This is a genomic window from Pseudomonas sp. CFBP 8771 (assembly GCF_014841695.1).
In the GTDB taxonomy this organism is placed as follows: Bacteria; Pseudomonadota; Gammaproteobacteria; order Pseudomonadales; family Pseudomonadaceae; genus Aquipseudomonas; species Aquipseudomonas baltica.
In genome coordinates this window covers 18,330-42,728 of sequence record NZ_JACYUJ010000010.1, presented here as the reverse complement: position 1 = coordinate 42,728, position 24,399 = coordinate 18,330, and the positions used below count along the sequence as shown (strand labels likewise).

Here is a 24,399-nt window from a genome sequence, read left to right as displayed (position 1 = left end):
CAACCAGGGCAATCGTCGATGAAGAAGCTTTCGGTCATCCACAACACCGCCCTCAGCTACCTGGGCCAGGCCTATGCGCTGGTGATCGGCATCTTGATCATGCCGTTCTACCTCAGCCATCTGGGCGCCGAGGCGTACGGCCTGATTGGTTTCTACGCGGTGATGCAGGCCTGGCTGCTGCTGCTCGACGCCGGCGTCTCGCCGTCGCTGGTGCGCCAGATCGCGCATCACCAGGGCAGCAGCGACAGCGCTGCGGCTAAGCGCATCGGCGGCTGGTTGATGCGCTCCTTCGAGCTGGTGTTCCTGCCCATGGCCGTGGTGTGCGCGCTGGCCGTCTACCTGGCCAGCGACTGGATGGCCACGCACTGGCTGCAGGCCCAGGCCCTGGACCCGCGCACCATCGTCAACTGCGTGATCCTGATGGGCGTGATGGTGGGCCTGCGCCTGTTCGCCACCCTGTACAAGAGCGGCCTGCAAGGCCTGGAGATGCACGCCTGGTTGAACAACGCCAATGTGGTGATCGCCACCCTGCGCTACTTCGGCGGCCTGGTGCTGGTGACCTGGGTGTCGCAGGATGCGCAGGTGTTCTTCGAATTCCAACTGTTCGTGGCGCTGGTGGAGACGTTGATCTTCGCCGCCAAGGCCTACCGCCATCTGCCCGCACCGACCCCTTTGAGCGGCTTCAACTGGGCGCTGGTGAAACCGATCCTGCCGTTCGCTGCCAGTGTGTCGCTGACCGCGGTGGTGTGGATCGTTCTGACCCAGCTGGACAAGGTGCTGTTGTCCAAGGTACTGCCGCTGGCCGAATACGGGTATTTTTCGCTGGTCGCGTTGCTGACCACCGGCATCATGATGATGATCAACCCGCTGGTGCAGACCCTGCTGCCACGCATGACGGTACAGGTCGCCGAAGGCCGTGAAAGCGACATGCATGCCCTGTACCTGGGTGCCAGCCGCTTCGTCAGCACCTTTCTGTTTCCCCTGGCGGCGATCATCGCGTTCTATGCCGAACCCTTGCTGTTCGCCTGGAGCGGCGACACGCAGGCTGCCCAGTGGGGCGCACCGATCCTGTTCTGGTACGCCCTGGGCAGCGCCATCCTGGCGGTCAGCGCATTCCAGTACCACCTGCAATACGCCTACGGCGAAATGCGCCTGCACATCTGGTACAGCGTGATTTCGGCCGCGATCAGTGTGCCGGCGATGATCATCGCGGTGTACGGCTGGGGCGCCCTGGGCGCGGCCGTGACCTGGTTCCTGCTGCGCCTGGTGTCGTTCGCACTGTGGCCGCAAGTGGTGCATCGGCGCCTGGCCCCTGGCCTGCACCGGCCCTGGCTGCACGACATCCTGCGCATCAGCCTGAGCACCGTGCTCGGCGTGCTGCTGACCCATCCGCTGTTCACGGCAATTGCCGGCGGGTCCAACAACCGCTTGGTGATCTTCGCTGCCCTGGCCTTGTGCGGCGTGTTGACGCTGACCCTGGTGGCAGCCACCTACAAACCACTGGCCCAGCGGGTTTTCCTGAAGTTGAGCAGAGCGAGCGTCGAACGATGAACCGGACCGAACAACAGATCATGCACACCTGGCCCGAGGGCCAGGAACCGCTGCTGTCGATCACGTGCCCGGCCTACAACCAGGTCGAGTACATCGAGCAGACCTTGAACAGTTTCCTGGCGCAACGCACCACGTTCGCCTTCGAGATTCTGATCAACGACGACGCTTCCACCGATGGCACCACGCAGGTGATCAGCCGCTACGCCGAGCAGTACCCGAACATCATCAAGCCGGTGTTCCACGAGCACAACCAGTACCAACTGGGCCGCTGGTGCTTCCCGGCCCTGTTCAACCGGGCGCAGGGCAAGTACATCGCCTACTGCGAGGGCGACGACTACTGGATCGATCCGCTCAAGCTGCAGAAGCAGGTGAATTTCCTCGAAGCCAACCGCGACTACGTGATGACCTACCACGACGCCATGGCCTTCGACAGCGAGGGTGACAAGGGGATCCAGCTGACCGGCAAGTACCAGGCCGATGCCACCGCCATGGACCTGCTCAAGACCCGGCCGATCTCGACGCTCACCACCTGCTTTCGCAACGTGCTGCACGAGCTGCCCCGGGAGCTGGAACAGGCACCCGTGCTGGACCTGTGCTGGTGGTCGATGCTCGGTGCCCACGGCAAGGGCAAGTACCTGGCCGACATCGCACCGGCGCGCTACCGCCTGCACCCTGGTGGGATCTTTTCCCAGCGCCCGAACCAGAGCAAATTGCAGATGACCCTGCACACCTATGCGTGCCTGGCCAACTACTACTTCCGTCAGGGCGACCGGGTGCTCTACGAGCACTTTCTGGTCCAGGTGTCGGGCATGTGCATCGCCGCTATCAGACCGGTGCAGAAGCTCAAGGCCGTACTGCACGTGTCGGGCAACGTCAGCCGCAACCTGCTGCGACGCCTGACGCCCGCTGCGGCGAGGGGCTGAGGACGACATGATCAACAAGGTTCTGGTGATCTGCATCGGCAACATCTGCCGCAGCCCCATGGCAGTGGCGTTGTTGCGCAAGCACGCGCCGCACCTGCAGGTCGAGTCGGCCGGATTGGCCGCATGCGTGGGCAACGACATGGACAGTCTCACCGCGCAGGTATTGGCCGATAACCAGGTGCCACAGCCGGCGCACGCTGCCACCCAGCTCACCGACGAGCTGGTGCGCTGGGCCGATCTGATTCTGGTCATGGACCAGCGCCAGTTGCGCAGCATCACCAGCAAGGCCCCGCACACGCGAGGCAAGACGTTCCTGATCGGCAAGTGGCGCGACGACTTCGAAATCGACGATCCCTATCGCCGCCCCATTGCCGCCTTTCAACGGACCTACACCGAATTGACTCGGTGTATCGAAGGCTGGTTGCCCTACCTGAGATCTGAGGATCGACAAAGATGACCGCGATGAACCGTACAAACCTGGAGTATTACAAGGACACCCAGATCGATCTCGCGACGATTCTACGGACCTTGTTCGATCACAAGAAACTGATTGTCGTGGTGGTGGCCCTGTTCACCCTGCTCGGCGGTTTCTACGCCGTGATCGCCACGCCGGTGTACCAGGCCAACGCCATGATCCAGATCGAGCCGAAAAAGGTCGGTCTGGATGCCACCCCGCAGCTCAATACCAAGCCGGCTTCGGTATCGGAAGCGGTGACCGAGATCGAACTGATCAAGTCGCGCACCGTGCTCGGCCAGGTGGTCAGCGACCTCAAGCTGGACGTGGTCGCCACGCCGCGCTACTTCCCGGCGATCGGCCGCTACATGGCCCGTGAATTCACCCCCACCGGCAGCCAGAAACTGGCCGCTCCGCTGTTCGGTCTGGATGCGTTCGCCTGGGGCGGCGAGAAGATCGACGTGTTCAACCTGGACGTGCCGGCCAACCTGCTGGGCGAGCGCATGACATTGGTCGCCGGGCCCAATGCGACTTATCGACTGGTAGACGCCGCTGGTGCGCCGCTGCTCAGCGGTCGTGTCGGCGAGATCAGCCAGGGCAACGGCATCACCCTGCAATTGGCTGAACTGACCGCCCGCCCCGGCACCGAATTCCGCCTGGTGAAGAATCGCCTGCTCAACACTTCGCTGGACTACCAGCAGCGTCTGCGCGTGGCCGAATCGGGCAAGGACTCGGGCATCGTCTACCTGAGCATCAACGACACCGACCCGGTACAGGCCAACCGCGTGCTGGATGAAGTGAGCCGCCTGTACGTACGCCAGAACGTGGAACGCAGTTCGGCCGAAGCGGCCCAGCGCCTGGACTTCCTGCGCTCGCAATTGCCGGTGGTGCGCAAGGAACTGGAAAAATCCGAAGAAGCCCTGCACGCCTTCCAGATGCGCACCAAGTCGGTGGACATCACCCTGGAGACCAAGGCACTGCTCGACCAGATGGTTGCCTACGATGCGCAACTGTCCGAGCTGCGCCTCAAGCGCACCGACCTTGATCGCCTGTATACCCGTCAGCACCCTGCCTCGGCCGCACTGAGCCAGCAGATCAGCCAGATCGAGTCGCAGAAGACTTCGCTGCAGGCACAGATCAAGGGCTTGCCCGAGACCCAGCAGGAGCTGCTGCGCCTGACCCGTGACATGCAGGTCACCACCCAGACCTACACCCTGGTACTGAACAAGAGCCAGGAGCAGGACATCATCCGCGCCGGCAACATCGGTAACGTACGGATCATCGACAAGGCCGACAGCAACATCGAAGAACCGGTCAAGCCCATGCGCGCCGTCATCGTGCTGGTGGCGATGCTGCTGGGTGCCCTGGTCGCCGTGGCGATCATCTTCATCCGCCAGGCGTTCTACCGCGGCGTGGAAAACCCGGAAGTGATCGAGAACCTGGGCATGCCGGTGTACGCCTCGCTGCCGCTGTCGCGCCAGCAGGAACGCCTGCAGAAAAAACGCGACAAGGGCGTGACCAATCGCGAATCGCGTCTGCTCAGCGTGGCCGCACCCAGCGAGCTGGCCATCGAGTCGCTGCGCAGCCTGCGCACCAGCCTGCACTTCGCGATGATGGAAGCGCGCAACAACGTGCTGATGATCACCAGCCCCATGCCGGGCGTGGGCAAGTCGTTCGTCAGCGCCAACCTGGCGGTGATCATTGCCCAAGCCGGCAAGCGCGTATTGCTGATCGACGGCGACATGCGCAAGGGCTACCTGCACCGCGTGTTCGGCCTGCAACCCAAGCACGGCCTGTCCGATGCCCTGGCTGCACGCCTGGGCAACACCGAGGTGATCAACGCCACCGAAGTGGACAACCTGCACCTGATCGCCTGCGGTTTCGCTGCACCCAACCCTTCCGAACTGTTGATGCATGACAACTTCAGCAAGCTGCTGCGCGAGCTGTCGCCGCATTACGACCTGGTGATCATCGACACCCCGCCGGTGATCGCCGTGACCGATGCCAGCCTGATCGGCCGCCAGGCCGGGACCACCTTGCTGGTGGCCCGCTTTGGCCAAAGCTCGGTCAAGGAAATCGAGGTCAGCAAGCGGCGCCTCGCGCAGAACGGCGTGCTGGTCAAGGGCGCGATATTCAACGGCGTGATCCGCAAGGCGTCCACCGCCGAGTACGACTGCGCCGCCTACGGCTACGACTATTCGCCGAGCAAGAAGTAATCGCCTAGCAAGGCAGGAGTCTCACGATGTCCAGAACCGTAGCAATGATGCAGCCTTACTGGTTTCCCTATTTCGGCTATTTCCAGCTGATCGCCGGCGCCGATGCCTTTGTGCTCGGCGACAGCCTGCAGTACGTACACCCCGGTTGGGTCAACCGCAATCGGCTGCTCAGCTCGGGCGCTGCAACGCTGTTCACCTTGCCGTTGAAGAAGGACCATTCGGACCTGGCGATCAATCAGCGCGAGCTCAGTGACAACGCTCCGCAGGTGCTGGACAAGCTGCTCAAGAGCATCGCCATGAGCTACTCCCGCGCGCCTTACCGCGACGAGGTGCTGGCGTTGCTCAAGCCGCTGCTGACCTACCCGGAACGCAACCTGGCGCTGTACCTGGAGTACTCGCTGCGCAAGGTCTGCGAGTACCTGCAGATCGAGACGCCGATCCATGTCGCCTCCACCCTGCCGGTGGACGAGCGCCAGGTCGAGGACAAACAGGACCGTGTGGTCAAGCTGGCGCGGCACTTCGATGCGCAGCGCTACCTCAACCCCATCGGCGGCACGGCCCTGTACGACGAGGAATACTTCGCTCGTCACGATCTGGAACTGCGTTTCCACCGCATGGACGAGCTTTGCTACACGCAGTTTAAGGACCCGTTCGTGGCCAACCTGTCGATCATCGACGTGCTGATGTTCAACCCGGTATCACGGATCCGCCAATGGCTGCCCTGCTACAGCACGCTCAAGCCGAGCGCTGCGCAGGACACCGTCAAAGTGGTCACCAGCCCTTCTGCCCACGCCATCGAGATGCGCTCATGAACGACTTCGACAGCAACGCCAACTGGTACCTGATCCAGACCAAGCCGCGGCAGGAAGCCCGTGCCGAAGAACATCTGCTGCGTCAGCAATACGACTGCTTTCGCCCGTTGCGCGCCGCCCCGGTGCTGACCCGCAGCCGCCGTGTGGCCGACGAGGACTTGTTCCCCGGCTACCTGTTCATTCGCCTGGACTGCAACGACAACTGGTACCCGATCCGCTCGACCCGTGGGGTGTGCCGCATCGTTGCCTTCGGCGGCATGCCGTGCCCGGTGCCGGACAGTCTGATCGCCAGCATCCGCCAGCGCGCGCAGGCCAGTTCGGCGAACGCGGTGCGTTTCACCGAAGGCGAAGCGGTGCGTGTGCGCAACGGCGACAGTGACGTACAGGCCATTTTCCTCTGCGAGGACGGCGATGAACGCGCCGTGATCCTGCTCAACATGCTGCAACGCGAACAGCGTATCAGCCTGCCCCGCAGCAGCCTGCAACGGCTTACCGCGCACGCCTGCTGAGCGGCGCACAGACATACGATGCTTTAGGAGAGCTGTTCGATGAATGCCAAGACCACGCTGGTGACACTGACGTACGGCGATCGCTTGTGTTACCTGGAAGCGCTGATCGAGCGTTCGCTGGCCTCTGCACACATCGAACGGGTGGTGGTGGTGAGCAACGCATCGAGCGCCGACCTGAACTCGCTGCGTACGCAGTGGCCAACCCAGATCACCGTGATCGAGTTGCCCAGCAACACCGGTTCGGCCAATGGCTACAAGGTCGGTATCGAAGCGGCGCTGCAACTGGGCGCCGAATACCTCTGGCTGATGGACGACGACAATGCCCCCACCCTGGGCGCGGTCGAGACCCTGCACCAGCGGCTGCACGAGTGCGAGCGCCTCGTGGGCGTGGACAAGGCGGCCGTGATCGGCTTCCGCCCCAACCACCAGGCCGACATCGCCTCCGGCGTGCCGCATCGCTATGCGATCCAGCTGCGCTCCAGCTGCTTCGGTTTTCATGTCGCGCAGTTGCCCTACAAGCTCTGGCGCCGTACGCCCTGGGGCAAGCCCGCCGGGCGCAAGACAACCAGCAAGCCGCTGGTGCAATTGCCATTCACCACCTACGGCGGCCTGCTGGCACACCGCAGCGTGTTCCAGAAGATCGGCCTGCCGCTCGAAGACCTGCTGCTGTATGCCGACGACACCGAGTACACCTGGCGCATCACTGCCAGTGGTGGGCAGATCTTTCTGGTGACCGAAGCGCTGCTCGACGACCTGGAAGAATCGTGGAACGCCAAGGCGCGTACCAACAACATCTTCGAGAGTTTCCTGCTCGGCAACTCGGACCTGCGCGCCTACTACACCGCGCGCAACCAGGCCTGGTTCGACAAGCACGTGTGGGCCGGCTCGACCCTGCTGTACCGGCTCAATCGCTCGGTGTTTCTGCTGTTGCTGCGCTATTTCGCAAAAAGGAGCGGTTCGGACCGACGCCTGGGCTTGCTCCAGCAAGCCATGCGTGACGGGGAATCGGGTCGTCTGGGCATTCACGAATCCTACCCACTATGAAGATACTGTTCCTGAGCAGCCTGTACTCGCCGCACATCGGCGGCGGTGCTGAAATCGTCCTGCAGCGCACGGTCGAGGGCATGCACCAGCGTGGCCACGAAGTGTGCGTGCTGAGCACCGGTCCCGATGCGGGCCTCAAGCATGAATACGTGAAAGGCGTGAAGGTCTATCGCGCCGGGCTGCTCAACACCTACTGGCACTTCAGCGAACAGCGCCCCGGCGCGCTGGCCCGGCTGGGCTGGCATCTGCGCGACAAGTACAACATGGGCATGCGCACCTACCTGCGCGACGTGCTGGCGGCCGAAAAAGTCGACCTGGTGGTGTGCCACAACCTCAGTGGCTGGTCGGTGTCGGCGTGGGATGAGATCTCCGCATCCGGCGTGCCGCTGGTGCAGGTGCTGCACGACATGTACCTGATGTGCCCGAGCAGCAACATGTTCAAGAAGAACGCCGCCTGCAAGACGCCCTGCACCCTGTGCAAGCATTTCCGTCAGGGCCATGCCGAACGTTCGGCCCAGGTCGACGCGGTGGTTGGGGTCAGCCAGCACCTGCTGGGCAAGCTCACCGACGCACGCTTCTTCCGCAATGCTTCGCAACAGGTAATCTACAACGCCAGCCCGAAAATCGACCACGCGCCGTCGCGTTTCGCCCGCCTGGATCAGGCCGAGCCGCTGCGTTTCGGCTACCTGGGCACGCTGTCCGAACCCAAGGGCCTGCGCTGGTTGATCGATCAGTTCAAGCGGTTGCCCTTCAATGCCACCTTGCAGATCGCCGGGCGCGGGCAACTGGACTACGAGCAATTGCTCAAGCAAGAGGCCGGCGGCGAGAACATCCACTTCGTCGGCTACCAGTCGCCGGAAACCTTCTATCGGCAGATCGACGTGGCCATCGTGCCGTCGATCTGGAACGAGCCGTTCGGTCTGGTGGCGGTAGAAGCCTGCGCCCACTCGGTGCCGGTGATCGCCAGTGCCCGCGGCGGCTTGCCGGAGATCATCCAGGACGGCGTCAACGGCCTGCTGTGCAACCCCGAAGAGCCGCAGACCCTGGGCCTGGCGATGCTGCAGTTGTACCGCGACCCCGAACTGCGCGAACGCCTGGCCGCCCAGGCACGTGACAGCGTCGAGCATCTGCTCGACCAGGAACGGATGCTCGACAGTTACCAACAGCTGTTCCTCGATGTTCTGCAAAGAAGAAATGTCCATCATGAAATCAGCCCTGTCACTCAGTCACTTTGAGGCGCCGGCAGCGCGACTTGCGGTGAACAAGTCGACGCTGGTGGTCTGGACCGCGATCGGCCTGCTGCTGGCCGAAACGTTTTCCGGCGCCTTGCGCTATTACTTCGACCAGGCCGGCATCTCGGCCCTGCTGTACTTGCCCAAAGTGCTGTGTGTGGTGCTGTTCGCGTTGGAACTGACCAGCTTCAAGGCGCACCGCCTGTTTTGGATAATGCTGCTGGGGCTGGTGCTGTCGGCCGGCCTTGGCCTGCTGCACGGCGCAGCGTTGGCCAACCCGCTGTTCAGCATCTTCGTGTACATCCCGCTGCTGTTCGGCCTGGTCTGCGGCGAGCATCTGGAGCAGCGCCGCGTGTTGCTGGGCTGGGCGGTCGGCCTGTGCCTGGCAGCGACCATCACCGGTGTGTACGTGGACAGCATGTTCTCGGTGCCGTGGAAGGGCTACAGCTACAACCTGGGCGACCAGGAGCTGACCGGCAACATGACCTGGGCAGCGGACGGCGTCGACCGGCCTGCGGGCTTCGCCCGGATGTCGACCACTGCGGCAACGCTGACCGCGATCTTCACCCTGTACCTGAGCGCTTTCATGCGCTCCAAGGTGTTGATGCTGGGCCTGCTCGCGCTGGCCTTCGCGACCATTCTGGTGACCACCAACAAGTCGACCGCCGCGGCGTTCCTGGTGACCCTGCTGGTGATGCCGCTGTACAACCAGCGCCTGCTCTGCCGCGTGTTGTTCGCGGTGCTGGTCGGTGTCGGCGCCGCGCTGCCGCTGATCGGTTTGTGGACACCGCTGGACCCGAGCCTGGCCGCCAGTGGCGCCGAAGGCAGCCTGGTATCGCTGTACGACCGCATGATCAACACCTGGCCGCGCCTGGCCGATGAAGTGCTGCGCCGCGACTGGAACTGGACCGGCGGCGGCTTCGGCATGGTCGGCAGTGCGGTGAACATGTTCCCGGTGGACAACGTCAAGTACCCGGCCGTCGCCGACAGCCTGTTCATGTACCTGTGGGCCTGTTTCGGCCTCATGGGCCCGGTGCTGTATGCGCTGCTGCTGCCGCTGCTGATGACGCTGCGCAGCAAGAACAGCTGGATGGGCCGCGGGCTGCTGAGCATTTCCCTGTGCGTGGTGGTAGTGGGCTGGACGACCGATGTGCTCGAAGTGCCGGTCTGCGGACTTTTCCTGGGCATGGCCGTGGCCCATGCCATGCGCCGCAAGGCCATGCCAAGCCATTGGCTGATTACCGAACGACGTCGCAGCAACCGTGATGATTACCCCGATGGCCTCCAACTGACATGAACCTCTCTATGCCCAGATTGCTGCAACGTTTGGTTTGGATACTGCTGGGGCTGTTCACCCACGGGCATGCCAAGGCCGCCGACAATTTCATCGTGGGTGTGGGTACCCACCTGCTCCACTCGACCGGGCCGGTGGCACGGCCGACCTTGCTCATGAAGGAAGCCGGCATCGTATCGGCACGCGATGACCTGTTCTGGTCCACGGTGGAGCTGGAGCCCAAGCGTTTGAACTTTCCACTGGGCTGGCAGCGTTATCTGCAGGCCCTGCGCGACCGCCAGATCGGCAACATGCTGATCCTGGGCTACGGCAACCAATGGTATGAACGCGACGCCAAGCCACGCAGCCCGTTCGTGCGCGATGCCTTCGCCAACTACGTGAACTTCGTCAGCCGACGTTTGCGCGGCCAGGTGGACTTCTACGAGATCTGGAACGAATGGGACCTGGAAGACCCGAGCAGCGACGCCTTCAGCCGCGACTATGCCGCGCTGATCAAGGAGACCAGCGAACTGTTGCGCAGCAACGATCCGAACGTGCGCCTGATAGCCGGTGCAGTCACTACCCAGGGCTTGCAGGAAGGTTTCGCCGACCGCCTGGTGGAGGCCGGGGTCATGGATGATCTGGATGGTTTGTCGCTGCATCCGTACGTGCACTGCCGCAAGGACCACGGCGGCAACACGCCGGAAAGCTGGATCAAATGGCTCAGCGACATTTCCACTCGGCTCGACACCCTGGCCCGGCGCCCGGTGCCGCTGTACCTCACGGAAATGAGCTGGCCCAGCGCCGACGAACCGTGCGGCGTCAGTGAAACCACCCAGGCGGCGTACCTGGCACGCGGGTTCTTTCTGGCCCGCATCCATCCGGCCATCCAGGGCATGTGGTGGTACGACCTGTACAACGACGGGCGCGACCCCAAGGAGCGCGAGCACAACTTCGGCCTGCTGGACAACGATCTCAACCCCAAGCCGGCGTACACCACGCTCAAGGCCATTGCACCGTACCTGTCGCAATACAGCTACGACCCCAGGCACAGCGTGATCAGCGACTCCCTGTACCAGTTGCGCTTCGCCAAGGGCGACGAGCAGGTGCTGGTGATCTGGGCCGTGGGCCAATCGCGGCAGGTCAGGATCGAGTCGAGTGCATTGCTCAAGGGCGGTGCGCGCCTGGTCGACACCCGCCAGGCCGGCGTGGGCATGCGCGAAAGCGAGAACCCGTGGGATTGCGGTGAGCACTACTGCACCACCGTGATAACCGCCTCAGAGTTTCCCAAGATCATCAGCCTGGGCAAGGCCAATTGGTTGTTCACGCAGTAGAAAACGCGATGCCCGCGGCAGTGGGCCTCAACCGCAGCGCATCGTGCGCCGCCATCGACCGCGCCTGTTGGACGCGGCACTACCTCTAGCAAGCGCGTGAGCCAAGGATGTTCCGATGATTGTCATCAATGCACGTTTTCTGACCCAGGAGCTACGCGGGGTGCAACGGTTCGCCGAGCAGACCTGCCTGGCGCTCAAGCGTCAACGTGACGACCTGGTGTTCGTCACCCCGCCGGGCGTGCGCATGCACGAAACCGCTCGGCTGCTGGATGCTCAGGTCGTGGGCACTCGTACCGGTCACCTGTGGGAACAACTCGACCTGCCGCGCTACCTGCGCAGCCAGGGCAATCCATTGCTGCTGTCGCTGTGCGCCACGGCGCCGCTGTTCTATGGCAACCAGATCGCCACGCACCACGACATCACCTACGTGCGTCACCCACAAAGCTACACCTGGCAGTTCCGCACGGCCTATCGCCTGATGACGCCCCTGCTGCTCAAGCGCTTGAAGACCTTGATCACGGTCAGCCAGTTTTCCAAGCGCGAGATCGGCGAGTTCTACAACTTTGCGGCGCAGAAGATTCTCGTGGTGCCGAATGCCGTGGGTGAAGAGTTTCAGCCCGGCGAACCGCTGCAAGCCGGCGGCCCGCGTTATCTGTTGGCGGTGTCTTCGCCCAGCGCGCACAAGAATTTCAGCCGCATGATCCAGGCGTTCCTGCAGCTCAAGGGTTTCGACCAGGTGCAGTTGCGCATCGTCGGTGGCGGCGGTGGAGTGTTCTCCGACCCCGATCTGGAAGCCTTGGCCAAGCGCGATGCTCGGGTGCGCTTTCTCGGGCGCTTGAGCGACGCCGAGTTGATCGAGCAGTACCAGGGCGCAGCGGCCTTCGTGTTTCCTTCGCTGTATGAAGGCTTCGGCATTCCGCCACTCGAAGCGCAGGCCTGTGGCTGCCCGGTGCTGGCGGCCAATGCCGCCTCGATCCCCGAGGTGCTGCAGTCCAGTGCCTTGTACTTCGACCCGCTGGATGTCGAGCACATCAGCCGGGCCATGGCCCTGGCGTTGAACAGCCTGACCATTCGCCAGCATTTGCGCACCCTGGGTCTGCAGAACGTGGCGCGGTTCAGCTGGGATGCTTCGGCACGGCTGATCAGCGATCGCATCGACAGTGTCCAGGTACGGCGTCCACGCGGTGCCACCCTGAACCAGCCGTCCAGCGGCAAGGAGCACTCATGACTCGCCTGGGATATCTGGATGCCCTGCGCGGTATCGCCGCCTTGCTGGTGGTGGTCTGTCACCTGTGGCAGCCATTGCTGGGCCCCGGCGCGCTGCCGTACTTCTGGCTGGACATCGGCAAGCTGGGCGTCATCTGGTTCTTCCTGCTCAGCGGCGTGGTGATTCCGTTCAGCCTGCAACCGGGGCCGGGCGGCGCACGGCGCTTCATCGTCTCGCGGGTGCTGCGCCTGTACCCGGCCTACTGGCTGTCGCTGGCGCTGTACATCAGCATGCTGGCGCTGACCGGCGAAACCCTGCCGAGCTGGCAGCAGGTGGTCGCCAACCTGACCATGCTGCAGGCCGCCATGGGCGTCGAAGACGTGATGGGGCTGTACTGGACGCTGTTCATCGAGTGGCTGTTCTACGCCCTGTGCCTGGGCCTGATGCTGATCGGCCGACTGCGCAGCACCGGCTTTCGCGCCGCCTGCTCGCTGGCCCTGCTGGCCGCCGCAGTGGGCATGGGCCTGATGCGCATGCTGCTCGAACGCAAGCTGCCGGTGGCGTTGCCGTTGGGGCTGTCGCTGATGCTGTTCGGTTCGATCTGGCGCGACTGCCTGCTCGGCCAGGCCGATGCCCAGGTGCGCCGCTGCGTGAAGGGCCTGCTGCTGGCCTATGCCGTGGCCCTGCCGCCGACTTTCTTCGCCGCCTACGGCTTCGATGCCGGCAATGGCGAGTACTGGTTCCGCTACTGCTTCACCTATCTGTTGGCCATCAGCAGCTTCATGTTGCTGACCCAGCGCATCCGCCTGCATCAACCGTTATTGCTGTGGCTGGGCACCATCAGTTACTCGCTGTACCTGCTGCATCCGAGCATGGAGCTGTTGTGCCGTTACCTGCTGGGCGTTCCCGGTCGTTCGTTGTCGGTGACATTGCTTGCCACCGCGCTGTCGTTGTTGGCTGCGCACGTGAGCTATCGCTTCGTCGAACTGCCTTTCATCAAGTTGAGCAAACGACTCAACGCCCGTGCTCGTCCGAGCGCGCCCCTCATTCCCGAACTGCAGGTGCCCTATGAAAATAGCAATCGTCCATGATTGGCTCGTCACCTATGCCGGTGCCGAAAAGGTGCTGGCTTCGATGCTCAAGATCTGGCCCGACGCGGACCTGTTCTCGGTCATCGACTTTCTCAGTGACGAAGACCGCAAGCACCTGGGGGGCAAGCGCGCCACCACGACCTTCATCCAGCGCCTGCCCAAGGCCCGCACGCGCTACCAGAAATACCTGCCGCTGATGCCCATGGCGATCGAGCAACTGGACCTGTCCGGCTACGACCTGATCCTGTCGAGCAGCCACGCGGTGGCCAAGGGTGTGCTCACCGGGCCCAACCAGTTGCACATCAGCTACGTGCATTCGCCCATCCGCTATGCCTGGGACCTGCAGCACCAGTACCTGCGCGAAGCCAATCTGTTGGCCGGCCTGAAGAGCAAGGTGGCGCGGATGATCCTGCACTACATGCGCATGTGGGACCAACGCACCGCCGCCGGTGTCGACGAGTTCATCAGCAACTCGCAGTTCATTGGTCGACGCATCGACAAGGCCTATCGCCGTCCATCGACGGTGATCTACCCACCGGTGGACACCACCGGTTTCAACCTGCAGACCGAGAAGCAGGATTTCTATCTGACCGCCCAGCGCATGGTGCCGTACAAGAAAGTGCCAATGATGGTGGAAGCGTTCAGCGCCATGCCCGACAAACGCCTGATCGTCATCGGCGACGGCCCGGAAATGGAAAAGTGCCGCGCCGTGTGCGGCCCCAACGTCACGCTGATGGGCTATCAGTCGTTCGAGGTATTGCGCGAGCACATGCAGAACGCCCGAGGCTTCGTCTTTGCCGCCGAAGAGGATTTCGGCATCAGCCCGGTCGAGGCCCAGGCCTGCGGTACGCCGGTGATTGCCTTCGGCCGTGGCGGCACCCTCGAAACCGTACGCGGGCTCAACGACGACAACCCCACCGGTGTGTTCTATTACCAGCAGACAGTGGCTGCCTTGACGGCCGCCATCGAAACGTTCGAAAGCCAGGCGTCGCGCTTCAATGCGCGCACCTGCCGCGAGAATGCCCTGCAGTTCGCGGAAAAGCGTTTCGAACGGGAAATGCGCCAGTTCGTCGAGCAGCGCTGGAACGAAGCACGCCTGGGTGACGCCTTCGACTGCAACCCGGTATTGGGCCTGGCCGACACCGGCCTGCTGCTCGCGGCGGCCCAGAAGCTCTAGGCCGCGCAGGAACATGTTGTACCGCCACACCGCTGTTCTGAACCTCCCAAATACCGTGCGAGAAGTCTGATTCTCCAAGGAAGATTGCAATGAAACGAACTGTATTCGTAGTCGCGTTGTTCGCCGTGCTGCTGCAAGGATGTGTGTTTTCCCCAGGGCAACACATGACGCCCGAGGATGCCGCCGACGACATCGGCACAACCGGACCGGTAACGGTCCTGCCGATCAACGCGCAGACGGTCGCGCAGCATCAGAGCCTGTACCGGCCCGAACCGGTACCGGCAGCGCTGTATGGCTACACGCCGGGCGACTACCGCATCGGCGCCGGCGACGGTCTGCAGATCACGGTCTGGGACCACGTAGAGCTGAATTCGCCGACCAACCAGGAGCCACGCGCCCAGGGCACGCAGATCGTGCGCAACGACGGTACCGTGTACTACCCGTTCATCAACTCCATCCAGGCCGAGGGCAAGACGGTCAGCGAACTGCGCAATGACCTGCAACGCGCCCTGTCGCGCTTCCTGACCGACACCCAGGTGGACGTCAACGTGCAGAACTACGCCAGCCAGCGCGTGGTGTTTTCCGGTTCGTTCAAGAACGCCGGCCCGCAGGTTCTGAACAACGTGCCGCTGTCGCTGATCGAAGCGGTCAGCCGCGCCGGTGGCGACGATGGCAGCGGCAACCTGGCCGGGCTGATCCTCAAGCGCGACGGGCACGAGTACCTGCTGGACATCGACACCCTGAACCGCAAGGACTCCAAGCTCAACGGCATCTACCTGAAGAACGGCGACCAGCTGCACCTGGGCAACAACCGGGCGAACAAGGTCTACGTGCTCGGCGAAGTCAATTCGCCCCAGGTGATGACTTACGGCACCAGCACCTTCACCCTGCTCGAAGCGCTGGGCAATGCCGGTGGCCTGTCCCAGGAAACCGCCAACGCCGAGGCCATCTACGTGATCCGTGGCGCTCAGGACCGCTCCAAGCAACCGGCCACGGTGTTCTACCTCAATGCCAAGAAGCCGACCGCCTTCCTGCTCGCCCGCCAGTTCGACCTGCAGGCCTCGGACGTGGTCTTCGTCGGTCCTTCGGACATCACCCGCTGGAACCGCTTCATCAGCCAGTTGCTGCCGTCGGCCTCGGTGGTTGCTACCGGTAATGCACTGGGCCAGTGATCTGACCACATAAGCGCCACTGAACGCTTTGGCAAGCGCTTGACTCCAAGTCTTGCCCAGGCGCTCAGCGTAAGCGTTTCGCGCCGATGGGCTTTCGCATCATCTGCCCACTTCAGGAATTCCCATGACTGACCCACGCAACGTTGCCCACGACAAGAAAGTCCAGCAGGAAAAGAAGAACAACGGCGAAGAGATCGCACCCAACGCCGAACACGCGCCACAGCCAGGCATGAAGCCGGCGCTCAAGCACGATGACGAGCAGCAGGACGAGCAGGACGACAAGGCCTGAGCCAGGCGCCGACCTGAGCTGAAGATGGCCTCTGGCGGCGCTGACCCACGTCGGTGACCGCCAGATCGCTTGCCAAGATGCGAATTTCTCCGCAATCCGCGCAAAAGCCTGTTTTGCCTGGGCAATCCCCGCGCGAACGGCTCCCCCACCTACCCGCAAATCCGCTACGATGATTCCCTACAGCCTTACCGCTCAAAGGGAATTGACATGCCTCATCCTTCACTGCCGGCCGCAGAACACGTGGTGCTCGACAACGGCCTGCACGTGCGCCTGCATCATGAGCCGCGTCTCAAGCGTGCCGCCGCCTTCATGCGCGTCGCTGCGGGCAGCCATGACGTACCTGCCGCCTGGCCGGGCCTGGCACATTTCCTCGAACACCTGTTCTTTCTCGGCACCGAACGCCACAGTGGCGACCATGGCCTGATGGCCTTCGTGCAGAACCACGGCGGGCAGATCAACGCCAGCACGCGCGAGCGCTGCACCGACTATTTCTTCGAGGTCCCGGTGAGCGCCTTCGCCGGCGCCCTGGAGCGCCTGTGCGACATGCTCGGCCATCCGCGCATGACCCAGGCCGAGCAATTGCGCGAGCGCGAAGTGCTGCATGCCGAGTTCGTCGCCTGGTCGCGCGACCCCGAGGCACGCCACCAGCAATGGCTGACCAGTGCGCTGGACGCCGAGCATCCGTTGCGCGCGTTCCACGCCGGCAACCGCTACAGCCTGCCGGTGCCGCGCGACTCGTTCCAGCAGGACCTGCGCAGCTTCTACCGGCGCTTCTACCAGACCGGGCAGATGACCTTGTGCCTGGTGGGCCCGCAACCGCTGGAACAGCTGCGCGCCATGGCCGAAAAAGTGGCCGGTGCGCTGCGCCCCGGCGATACCGCCGAACAGCTCGCCCCGCCGCCGCTGGTAGGCACGCCGGGAGAGGCGGTCGAACGTGCGGACAGCAGCCGTTTCAACCTGCTGTTCGCCTGCGAAAACCTGCCCCGTGGTGCCACCCAGGCGCTGGAGTTCCTCGGCACCTGGCTGGGCGCCAGTCAGCACGGCGGGCTGCTGGCCGAGCTGCGCCGTCGGCAACTGGTGCAAAGCCTGGAGCTGAGCACCTTCTACAGCTTCGCCGACCAGGCATTGATCAATATCGAATTCAAGCTCACCCCGGCGGGCGAAACGGCCACGGCGCTGATCAGCCAACTGTGCTTCGACTGGCTAGAGTTCTTCCAGGCCCACGACGACTGGCAGGGCCTGCGCGAAGAATTCCGCCTGCTCAACGAGCGCCGTCTGCAGGTTGCCAGTGCCTTGGAGCTGGCCCGCCATCACAGTGACGAAACCCCGTGCGAGTTGAGCCGACAAGCCGTGCAGGCGCTGCGCGAGGTGCTCGAACAACTGCGCCCGGAACACCTGCTGCACCCGATGGAAGCCGGTCCGGAGCGCGACCTCGCCGGTCGCTGGCGGCTGCCGCCACGCAATCGCTTCCTGCGCCCCAGCCGGCGCCCGGATCACCCCGTGGCCGACCCACAAGGCCTGGCGTACTGGCACGGCGCTTCGGCACACAGCCACGAAGCGGCGCTGCACCTGCGCTGGCGGGTCAATGCCTCGCGCCACCAGGGGTTGTTCCGCACCCTGCAGGACAGCTTGCGCAAACTCACCGAAGAAGCCCGCCAGGCCGGTGTGCAAATGGTCTTCAGCAGCCTGGGCGACGACTGGCAACTCAAGCTCAGTGGTGTGCAGGCGCCGATTCCGGCGCTGCTCGAACAGGCCCTGGAGCTGCTCGCCATACCCGCCCCGGAGGTCTGGCATCAGGCCGGGCAGGAACCGCCGAGCGCAACCCTGACCCCCATCAAGGAACTGCTCAAGCGCCTGCCCGACCACAGCCTGGGTTATTTCCACAGCCGTACCTCCGATGAAGACCTGCGCCCCCTGGCGCTGCAGAAGCTGTGGGGCGCGGCGCGCTGGGATGGCCTGGCGGTCGGCATGGACGACGGCGAACGCAGTGCGCTGAACAATGCGTTGCGCAAGATGCCCGGCACGGCCAGCCCGCATCTTGCGCAACCGCATCCGGCCCATTCGGGGCGCAGCTGGAGCCACGTGCCGTGCCAATCGAGCGAACATGCATTGCTGCTGTTCTGCCCGGTACCCAGCCAGAGCATTGCCGACGAAGCGGCCTGGCGCCTGCTCGCGCAGCTGTGCCAGACGCCGTTCTACCAGCGCCTGAGGGGCGAGCTGCAACTGGGCTACGCCGTGTTCAGCGGCCTGCGCCAGGTGGCGGGGCGCACGGGTCTGGTGTTCGGCGTTCAGTCGCCTCATGCACCGCTGGCCGATATTCTCGGCCATGTGCAGACCTTCATCGAAACCCTGCCGACGCTGGTCGAGGCCTGCAAGCCTGCGGCGCTGGACACCCAGCGCGAAGAACTGGCCAATCGTCACGAGCGCTCGCAAATGGACCTGCTGCCCCTGGCCGATCTGCTCTGGCAGGCTTGCCAGGCCGGCCATGGCGCCGACTATCTGGCTGCCCTGCAGCGGGCGGTGCGCGAGCTGCGCCCGAGCGATCTGCAACAGGCGGCGCAGCAACTGGCCAGCGGCACCGGTGGCTGGCTGTGCCTGGCTACAGGCCCTGCGGTGGAGCCTGCGTGGCTGCCGGCGCAGCGATCGTTACCAGGCAGGTAACGGACTTTATCGAATAATTAACCGTAGGCGCCTATCTTATTTAGTAACATAGTCGCCCAAGGAGCATTGAACGTCCTACGGTCGGGGCGGACTAATGCTACAAGCCCATCAACCTAGAAGGAGATCTCTTATGTGGACCAAACCTGCTTACACTGATCTGCGCATCGGCTTCGAAGTCACCATGTACTTCGCAAGCCGCTAAGCTTCAGTTGCAACGCAACGCCTCGGCCAGTCACTGACCGGGGCGTTTTCATTTCCAGGCTTGATGCTGCGAGTTCTCCATGTATATCCAGATTCTTGGCTCCGCCGCCGGCGGCGGCTTTCCCCAGTGGAACTGCAATTGCGCCAATTGCAGCGGCTTTCGCGATGGCAGCCTGCGCGCCCATGCGCGCACGCAGTCGTCCATTGCCCTGTCCGACGATGGGGTCAACTGGGTGCTGTGCAATGCCTCGCCGGACATTCGCGCACAACTGCAAGGTTTTGCGCCGATGCAGCCAGGCCGAGCCCTGCGCGATACCGGGATCCAGGCCATCGTGCTGCTCGACAGCCAGATCGACCACACCACCGGGCTGCTCAGCCTGCGCGAAGGCTGCCCGCATCAAGTCTGGTGTACCGACATGGTGCATCAGGACCTGAGCACCGGCTTTCCGTTGTTCAACATGCTCAGCCACTGGAATGGCGGGCTGGACTGGCAGCGCATCGAGCTTGAAGGCAGCTTCGTGATTCCGGCGTGCCCGCACCTGCGTTTCACCCCGCTGCCGCTGCGCAGTGCCGCCCCGCCCTACTCGCCCCACCGCTTCGACCCGCATCCGGGCGACAACCTGGGCTTGATCGTGGAAGACACGCGTACCGGTGGCACGCTGTTCTATGCGCCGGGCCTGGGCCAGGTCGACGACGCGTTGCTCGAACGCATGGCCGGAGCGGATTGTCTGTTGGTAGACGGCACCCTGTGGGACGACGATGAAATGCAGCGACGTGGCGTTGGCACCCGGACCGGACGTGAGATGGGTCACCTGGCGCAGAGCGGCCCCGGCGGCATGCTGGAAGTGCTGGAAGGCCTGCCGCGCCAGCGCAAGGTGCTGATCCACATCAACAATACCAACCCGATCCTGGACGAAGACTCGCCACAGCGCGTCGAACTGGCCAAGCGCGGTGTCGAAGTGGCGTTCGATGGGATGAGCATCGAGTTGTAGTGGCGCCCCATTCCCCAGGAGAACCGCAATGTCCGACACCCCCATGACCCCCGCCGAATTCGAGCAGGCCTTGCGTGCCAAGGGTGCGTATTACCACATCCACCACCCCTATCACGTGGCCATGTACGAAGGCCGCGCCAGCCGCGAGCAGATCCAGGGTTGGGTGGCCAACCGTTTCTACTATCAGGTCAACATCCCGCTCAAGGACGCAGCCATCCTGGCCAACTGCTCGGACCGCGAGATCCGTCGCGAGTGGATCCAGCGCCTGCTCGACCACGACGGTGCCCCCGGCGAAGACGGCGGCATCGAAGCCTGGCTGCGCCTGGGCCAGGCCATGGGCCTGGATCCCGACCAGTTGCGCTCTCAGGAGCTGGTATTGCCTGGCGTACGTTTCGCCGTGGACGCCTACGTCAATTTCGCCCGCCGGGCCAACTGGCAGGAAGCGGCGAGCAGTTCGCTGACCGAGCTGTTCGCGCCGCAGATCCATCAGTCGCGCCTCGACAGCTGGCCAGCCCACTACCCGTGGATCGACCCGGCCGGCTACGAATACTTCCGCACGCGCCTGGGCCAGGCCCGGCGCGACGTGGAACATGGTCTGCACATCACCCTGCAGCACTACACCACGGTTGCGGGCCAGCAGCGTATGCTGGAAATCCTGCAGTTCAAGCTGGACATCCTGTGGAGCATGCTCGACGCCATGAGCATGGCCTACGAGCTGAACCGTCCGCCCTATCACAGCGTTACCGACCAGCGTGTCTGGCACAAGGGGATCGCCCTATGAGCTTCGATCGTCTACAAACCCCGCGCTGGCGCCAGGGCTACCGGTTCCAGTACGAGCCGGCGCAGAAAGGCCACGTGCTGCTGTACCCCGAGGGCATGATCAAGCTCAACGAAAGTGCCAGTGCCATTGGCGGCCTGATCGACGGCCAGCGCAGCGTGGCCGCGATCATCGCCGAGCTCGACGCGCAGTTCCCCGGTGTGCCCGAGTTGGCCATCGATATCGAGCAATTCATGGAGGTCGCCCGTGCACAGCACTGGATCGAACTTGCCCAGCCTGCCACCCACGCCTGAAGTCGGACTGCCGCTGTGGCTGCTGGCGGAACTGACCTACCGCTGCCCGCTGCAATGCCCGTACTGCTCCAACCCCCTGGACTTCGCCGCCCAAGGCAAGGAACTGAGCACCGAGCAGTGGTTCAAGGTGATGGCCGAAGCCCGCGAAATGGGCGCCGCGCAGATCGGTTTCTCCGGTGGCGAGCCGCTGGTGCGCCAGGACCTCGCGCAGCTGATCGGCGAAGCCCGGCGCCTGGGGTTCTACACCAACCTGATCACCTCGGGCATCGGCCTGACCGAACAGAAGATCGCCGACTTCAAGGTCGCCGGTCTGGATCATATCCAGATCAGCTTTCAGGCCAGCGACGAGCAGGTCAACAATCTGCTGGCCGGCTCGAAAAAAGCCTTCGCGCAGAAGCTGGAAATGGCCCGTGCAGTGAAAGCCCACGGCTATCCGATGGTGCTGAATTTCGTGACCCACCGGCACAACATCGACAAGATCGACCGCATCATCGAGCTGTGCGTGGCCCTGGAGGCCGACTTCGTCGAACTCGCCACGTGCCAGTTCTACGGCTGGGCCGAGCTCAACCGTGCCGGCCTGTTGCCCACCCGTGAACAACTGGTGCGTGCCGAACGCGTTACCAATGAATACCGCGCCAAGCTGGAAGCGGCCGGCAGCGCCTGCAAGCTGATTTTCGTCACGCCCGACTACTATGAAGAACGCCCCAAGGGCTGCATGAACGGCTGGGGCAGCATTTTCCTCACCGTAACGCCCGATGGCACCGCGCTGCCGTGCCACGGCGCGCGTCAGCTGCCGGTGGAGTTTCCCAACGTGCGCGATCACAGCCTGCAGCACATCTGGTACGACTCTTTTGGCTTCAATCGCTTCCGCGGCTATGCCTGGATGCCCGAGCCATGCCGCTCGTGCGACGAGAAAGAGAAGGACTTCGGTGGCTGTCGCTGCCAGGCTTTCATGCTGACCGGCGATGCCGCCAACGCCGACCCGGTGTGCAGCAAGTCGCCCCACCATGGCGTGATCCTGCGGGCTCGTGAAGAAGCGGAACACGCTACCCAGACGATCGAACAATTGGCCTTTCGCAATGACCGAAACTCACGCCTCATCGCCAAAGCATGACCGCTTCAGCGCCTCCCAGGCCGTAGCTGCCGGGACCGATTTCGCCGAACTTCGGGTCGGCCCTGCTGGCGTGTTCTGGAACGAGTTCCGTCCCCAGGATGGCGCCTGCCGCCTGTGGACCGAGCAGGACGGTGTGGCGGTTTGCCTGACGCCCGACGGTTACAGCGCGCGCAGCCGGGTCTACGAATACGGCGGTGGGTCGTTCTGCCTGGCGAACGACGAACTGGTGTTCGTCAACGAGGCCGACCAGCAGCTCTACCGTCAGCCGGTGACCGGCGGCCTGCCGCAACCGTTGAGCTTCGGCCAGAAGCGCTACGGGGGGCTGGAATATGCCGCAGGCCAAGTGCTGACGGTGGAGGAAGACGGCGACACTCATCGCCTGGTGGCCATCGACCTGGCCAGCGAGCGTCACCGCGTGCTGGCCGAAGGTGCCGACTTCTACGCCTCGCCGGTGTTGAGCCCGGACGGCACCCGTCTGGCCTGGATCGAGTGGGACCGCCCGCATCAACCCTGGACCCAGACGCGGCTGATGTGCAGCGAACTGGCGGCCGTGGCGGAATGCGTGGCCAGCGGTTTCAGCCTGCAGCAGCCGCGCTTCGATGAACAGGGTCGGCTGTATTGCCTGTCCGATGCGAACGGCTTCTGGCAGCCGTGGGCAGAGGTCGACGACAACTGGGCGCCACTGCCCGCGGCGCTTGCCGATCATGCCGCGGCGCCTTGGCAACTGGGTGCCTGCACCTGGCTCCCGGCTGCCGATCAGGGCTATCTGGCGAGTTGGTTCGACGACGGTTTCGGCCGCCTGGGCCTGTGCGATGTACAGGGCCATTGCCTGGATTACAGTGGGGAGTTCACGCGGTTTCGCGCGTTGGCCATGGATGCCGACCAGCTCTACGCCATCGCCGGTTCACCCTTGCAGCCTTCGGCCGTGATTGCCATCGACCGGCACGACCACAGCCTGCGCATCCTGGCGGGCGGGTATTCGCCGCTGCCGGCCGCGCAGGTCAGCCTACCGCAGCCGCTGAGCTACCCCAGCGGCGGTGAGCAGGCTCACGGCTTCTTCTATGCCGCGCAGGGCGACGAGCGCCATCCGCCATTGGTGGTGTTCATCCACGGCGGTCCGACCTCGGCGTGCTACCCGGTCTTCGACCCGCGCATCCAATACTGGACCCAGCGCGGTTTCGCCGTGGCCGACCTCAATTATCGCGGCAGCAGCAACCATGGCCGTGCCTACCGCCATGCCCTGCACTTGCGCTGGGGCGAAACCGACGTGCAGGACGCCTGCGCCGTGGTCGACTATCTGGCCATGCAAGGCCGCATCGATGCGCAACGCGCGTTCGTACGCGGTGGCAGCGCGGGCGGCTATACCGTGCTGTGTGCACTGGCGTTCGCCAAGGTGTTCCGGGCCGGCGCCAGCCTGTACGGCGTGAGCGATCCGGCCGCGTTGGGGCGCGTCACCCACAAGTTCGAAAACGACTACCTGGACTGGCTGATCGGCGACCCGGACAGCGACCGACAGCGCTACGAAGAGCGCACTCCGCTGCTGCACGCCGATCGAATCACAGCCCCGGTGATTTTCTTTCAGGGAGAGTTGGATGTAGTGGTGGTGCCGCAGCAGACTCGTGACATGGTCGCCGCGTTGCAGGCGGGAGGTGTGCCGGTGGAAGCGCACTACTATGACGAGGAACGGCACGGCTTTCGCAATGCAGCCAACCTGGCCCATGCTTTGGAGCATGAATGGCGCTTCTACCTGAAGGTCATGCAGGAGGACGACCGCGGGCTATCCGATCTGCTTTGAACGGGTACCGGTGCGGTCGTCAGGCAGACGAGCGCACCGGGAGCGGCATTACCTTCTGCTGGCGATGATGTACACCGCGTGGATGATGCCAGGAATGTAGCCCAGCAGGGTCAGCAGGATGTTCAGCCAGAACGCGCCGGCGAATCCGACTTGCATGAACACGCCGACTGGCGGCAGAAGAATGGCGAAAATGATGCGAATGATGTCCATGATGCAGCTCCTTGAGGTCGATGCATAACAGACCTCGGGCAATCCTCGGCGTTCCGCACGCGGCTGTATCA

At 63.8% G+C, this 24,399-nt stretch carries 23 protein-coding genes; 22 read left to right on the top strand and 1 reads right to left on the bottom strand.

Features of this window, described 5'->3' with window-relative positions; all coding sequences use genetic code 11:
- Positions 1-18: 18 nt before the first annotated feature.
- From IFT80_RS20495 to IFT80_RS20390, 22 genes are all read left to right on the top strand, one after another.
- A complete protein-coding gene (locus IFT80_RS20495) occupies positions 19-1,551 on the top strand; it encodes a lipopolysaccharide biosynthesis protein (protein ID WP_192060074.1) in 1,533 nt (510 codons plus the stop codon).
- Positions 1,548-2,474: a glycosyltransferase family 2 protein gene (locus IFT80_RS20490; RefSeq protein ID WP_192138204.1), complete on the top strand. Its 927-nt coding sequence runs from the start codon at positions 1,548-1,550 to the stop codon at positions 2,472-2,474. Before IFT80_RS20495 ends, IFT80_RS20490 begins: the two co-directional genes overlap by 4 nt.
- 7 nt (positions 2,475-2,481) lie before the next feature.
- Complete coding sequence (locus IFT80_RS20485) at positions 2,482-2,931, top strand: low molecular weight protein-tyrosine-phosphatase (RefSeq protein WP_185795345.1); 450 nt, start codon at positions 2,482-2,484, stop codon at positions 2,929-2,931.
- Positions 2,928-5,144, top strand: coding sequence for a polysaccharide biosynthesis tyrosine autokinase (locus IFT80_RS20480; protein WP_122477111.1), 2,217 nt, complete (start codon positions 2,928-2,930; stop codon positions 5,142-5,144). The genes IFT80_RS20485 and IFT80_RS20480 overlap by 4 nt, the downstream gene beginning before the upstream one ends.
- A gap of 26 nt (positions 5,145-5,170) precedes the next feature.
- Positions 5,171-5,956 (top strand): WbqC family protein, encoded by a 786-nt coding sequence (locus tag IFT80_RS20475; RefSeq protein ID WP_192138203.1) that lies wholly within the window; start codon positions 5,171-5,173, stop codon positions 5,954-5,956.
- Positions 5,953-6,465 carry a transcription/translation regulatory transformer protein RfaH gene (gene rfaH / locus IFT80_RS20470; protein WP_122714912.1) on the top strand — a complete coding sequence of 171 codons (513 nt, stop codon included), beginning with the start codon at positions 5,953-5,955 and terminating at the stop codon, positions 6,463-6,465. The genes IFT80_RS20475 and rfaH overlap by 4 nt, the downstream gene beginning before the upstream one ends.
- Before the next feature lie 39 nt (positions 6,466-6,504).
- Positions 6,505-7,509: a glycosyltransferase gene (locus IFT80_RS20465; RefSeq protein WP_192138202.1), complete on the top strand. Its 1,005-nt coding sequence runs from the start codon at positions 6,505-6,507 to the stop codon at positions 7,507-7,509.
- On the top strand, positions 7,506-8,744 hold the full coding sequence (locus IFT80_RS20460; RefSeq protein WP_192138201.1) for a glycosyltransferase family 4 protein: 1,239 nt from the start codon (positions 7,506-7,508) through the stop codon (positions 8,742-8,744). Before IFT80_RS20465 ends, IFT80_RS20460 begins: the two co-directional genes overlap by 4 nt.
- The gene (locus IFT80_RS20455) at positions 8,713-10,038 is read left to right on the top strand and encodes a hypothetical protein (protein WP_192138200.1); all 1,326 of its coding nucleotides are present in this window, start codon (positions 8,713-8,715) and stop codon (positions 10,036-10,038) included. Before IFT80_RS20460 ends, IFT80_RS20455 begins: the two co-directional genes overlap by 32 nt.
- 8 nt (positions 10,039-10,046) lie before the next feature.
- Complete coding sequence (locus tag IFT80_RS20450) at positions 10,047-11,348, top strand: hypothetical protein (protein WP_192138199.1); 1,302 nt, start codon at positions 10,047-10,049, stop codon at positions 11,346-11,348.
- A 115-nt stretch (positions 11,349-11,463) separates the two neighbouring features.
- Complete coding sequence (locus IFT80_RS20445) at positions 11,464-12,576, top strand: glycosyltransferase family 4 protein (RefSeq protein ID WP_192138198.1); 1,113 nt, start codon at positions 11,464-11,466, stop codon at positions 12,574-12,576.
- Positions 12,573-13,646 (top strand): acyltransferase family protein, encoded by a 1,074-nt coding sequence (locus IFT80_RS20440; RefSeq protein WP_122477098.1) that lies wholly within the window; start codon positions 12,573-12,575, stop codon positions 13,644-13,646. The genes IFT80_RS20445 and IFT80_RS20440 overlap by 4 nt, the downstream gene beginning before the upstream one ends.
- Positions 13,624-14,823, top strand: a complete 1,200-nt coding sequence (locus IFT80_RS20435) for a glycosyltransferase family 4 protein (protein WP_122477096.1) — start codon at positions 13,624-13,626, stop codon at positions 14,821-14,823. The genes IFT80_RS20440 and IFT80_RS20435 overlap by 23 nt, the downstream gene beginning before the upstream one ends.
- Before the next feature lie 89 nt (positions 14,824-14,912).
- Entirely contained in the window at positions 14,913-15,995 is a 1,083-nt protein-coding gene (locus tag IFT80_RS20430) for a polysaccharide biosynthesis/export family protein (protein WP_192138197.1), read from the top strand.
- Positions 15,996-16,119: 124 nt separating this feature from the next.
- Complete coding sequence (locus IFT80_RS20425) at positions 16,120-16,284, top strand: hypothetical protein (RefSeq protein ID WP_122477093.1); 165 nt, start codon at positions 16,120-16,122, stop codon at positions 16,282-16,284.
- Between the two features lie 207 nt (positions 16,285-16,491).
- Positions 16,492-18,945, top strand: a complete 2,454-nt coding sequence (pqqF, locus tag IFT80_RS20420; protein ID WP_185795353.1) for a pyrroloquinoline quinone biosynthesis protein PqqF — start codon at positions 16,492-16,494, stop codon at positions 18,943-18,945.
- A 130-nt stretch (positions 18,946-19,075) separates the two neighbouring features.
- Positions 19,076-19,147, top strand: a complete 72-nt coding sequence (gene pqqA / locus IFT80_RS20415; protein ID WP_008365141.1) for a pyrroloquinoline quinone precursor peptide PqqA — start codon at positions 19,076-19,078, stop codon at positions 19,145-19,147.
- Between the two features lie 79 nt (positions 19,148-19,226).
- Positions 19,227-20,138: a pyrroloquinoline quinone biosynthesis protein PqqB gene (gene pqqB / locus IFT80_RS20410; protein WP_122477090.1), complete on the top strand. Its 912-nt coding sequence runs from the start codon at positions 19,227-19,229 to the stop codon at positions 20,136-20,138.
- A 28-nt stretch (positions 20,139-20,166) separates the two neighbouring features.
- Positions 20,167-20,919 (top strand): pyrroloquinoline-quinone synthase PqqC, encoded by a 753-nt coding sequence (pqqC, locus tag IFT80_RS20405; RefSeq protein ID WP_192138196.1) that lies wholly within the window; start codon positions 20,167-20,169, stop codon positions 20,917-20,919.
- Positions 20,916-21,209, top strand: a complete 294-nt coding sequence (gene pqqD, locus IFT80_RS20400; protein WP_122477086.1) for a pyrroloquinoline quinone biosynthesis peptide chaperone PqqD — start codon at positions 20,916-20,918, stop codon at positions 21,207-21,209. Before pqqC ends, pqqD begins: the two co-directional genes overlap by 4 nt.
- Positions 21,163-22,323, top strand: a complete 1,161-nt coding sequence (pqqE, locus tag IFT80_RS20395) for a pyrroloquinoline quinone biosynthesis protein PqqE (RefSeq protein ID WP_192056484.1) — start codon at positions 21,163-21,165, stop codon at positions 22,321-22,323. Before pqqD ends, pqqE begins: the two co-directional genes overlap by 47 nt.
- Entirely contained in the window at positions 22,289-24,118 is a 1,830-nt protein-coding gene (locus IFT80_RS20390; RefSeq protein ID WP_192138195.1) for a S9 family peptidase, read from the top strand. Before pqqE ends, IFT80_RS20390 begins: the two co-directional genes overlap by 35 nt.
- A 48-nt stretch (positions 24,119-24,166) precedes the next feature.
- Here the strand turns inward: IFT80_RS20390 and IFT80_RS20385 are convergent, their stop codons facing one another.
- Positions 24,167-24,328, bottom strand: coding sequence for a YqaE/Pmp3 family membrane protein (locus tag IFT80_RS20385; protein WP_122477081.1), 162 nt, complete (start codon positions 24,326-24,328; stop codon positions 24,167-24,169).
- Between the last annotated feature and the right edge of the window lie 71 nt (positions 24,329-24,399).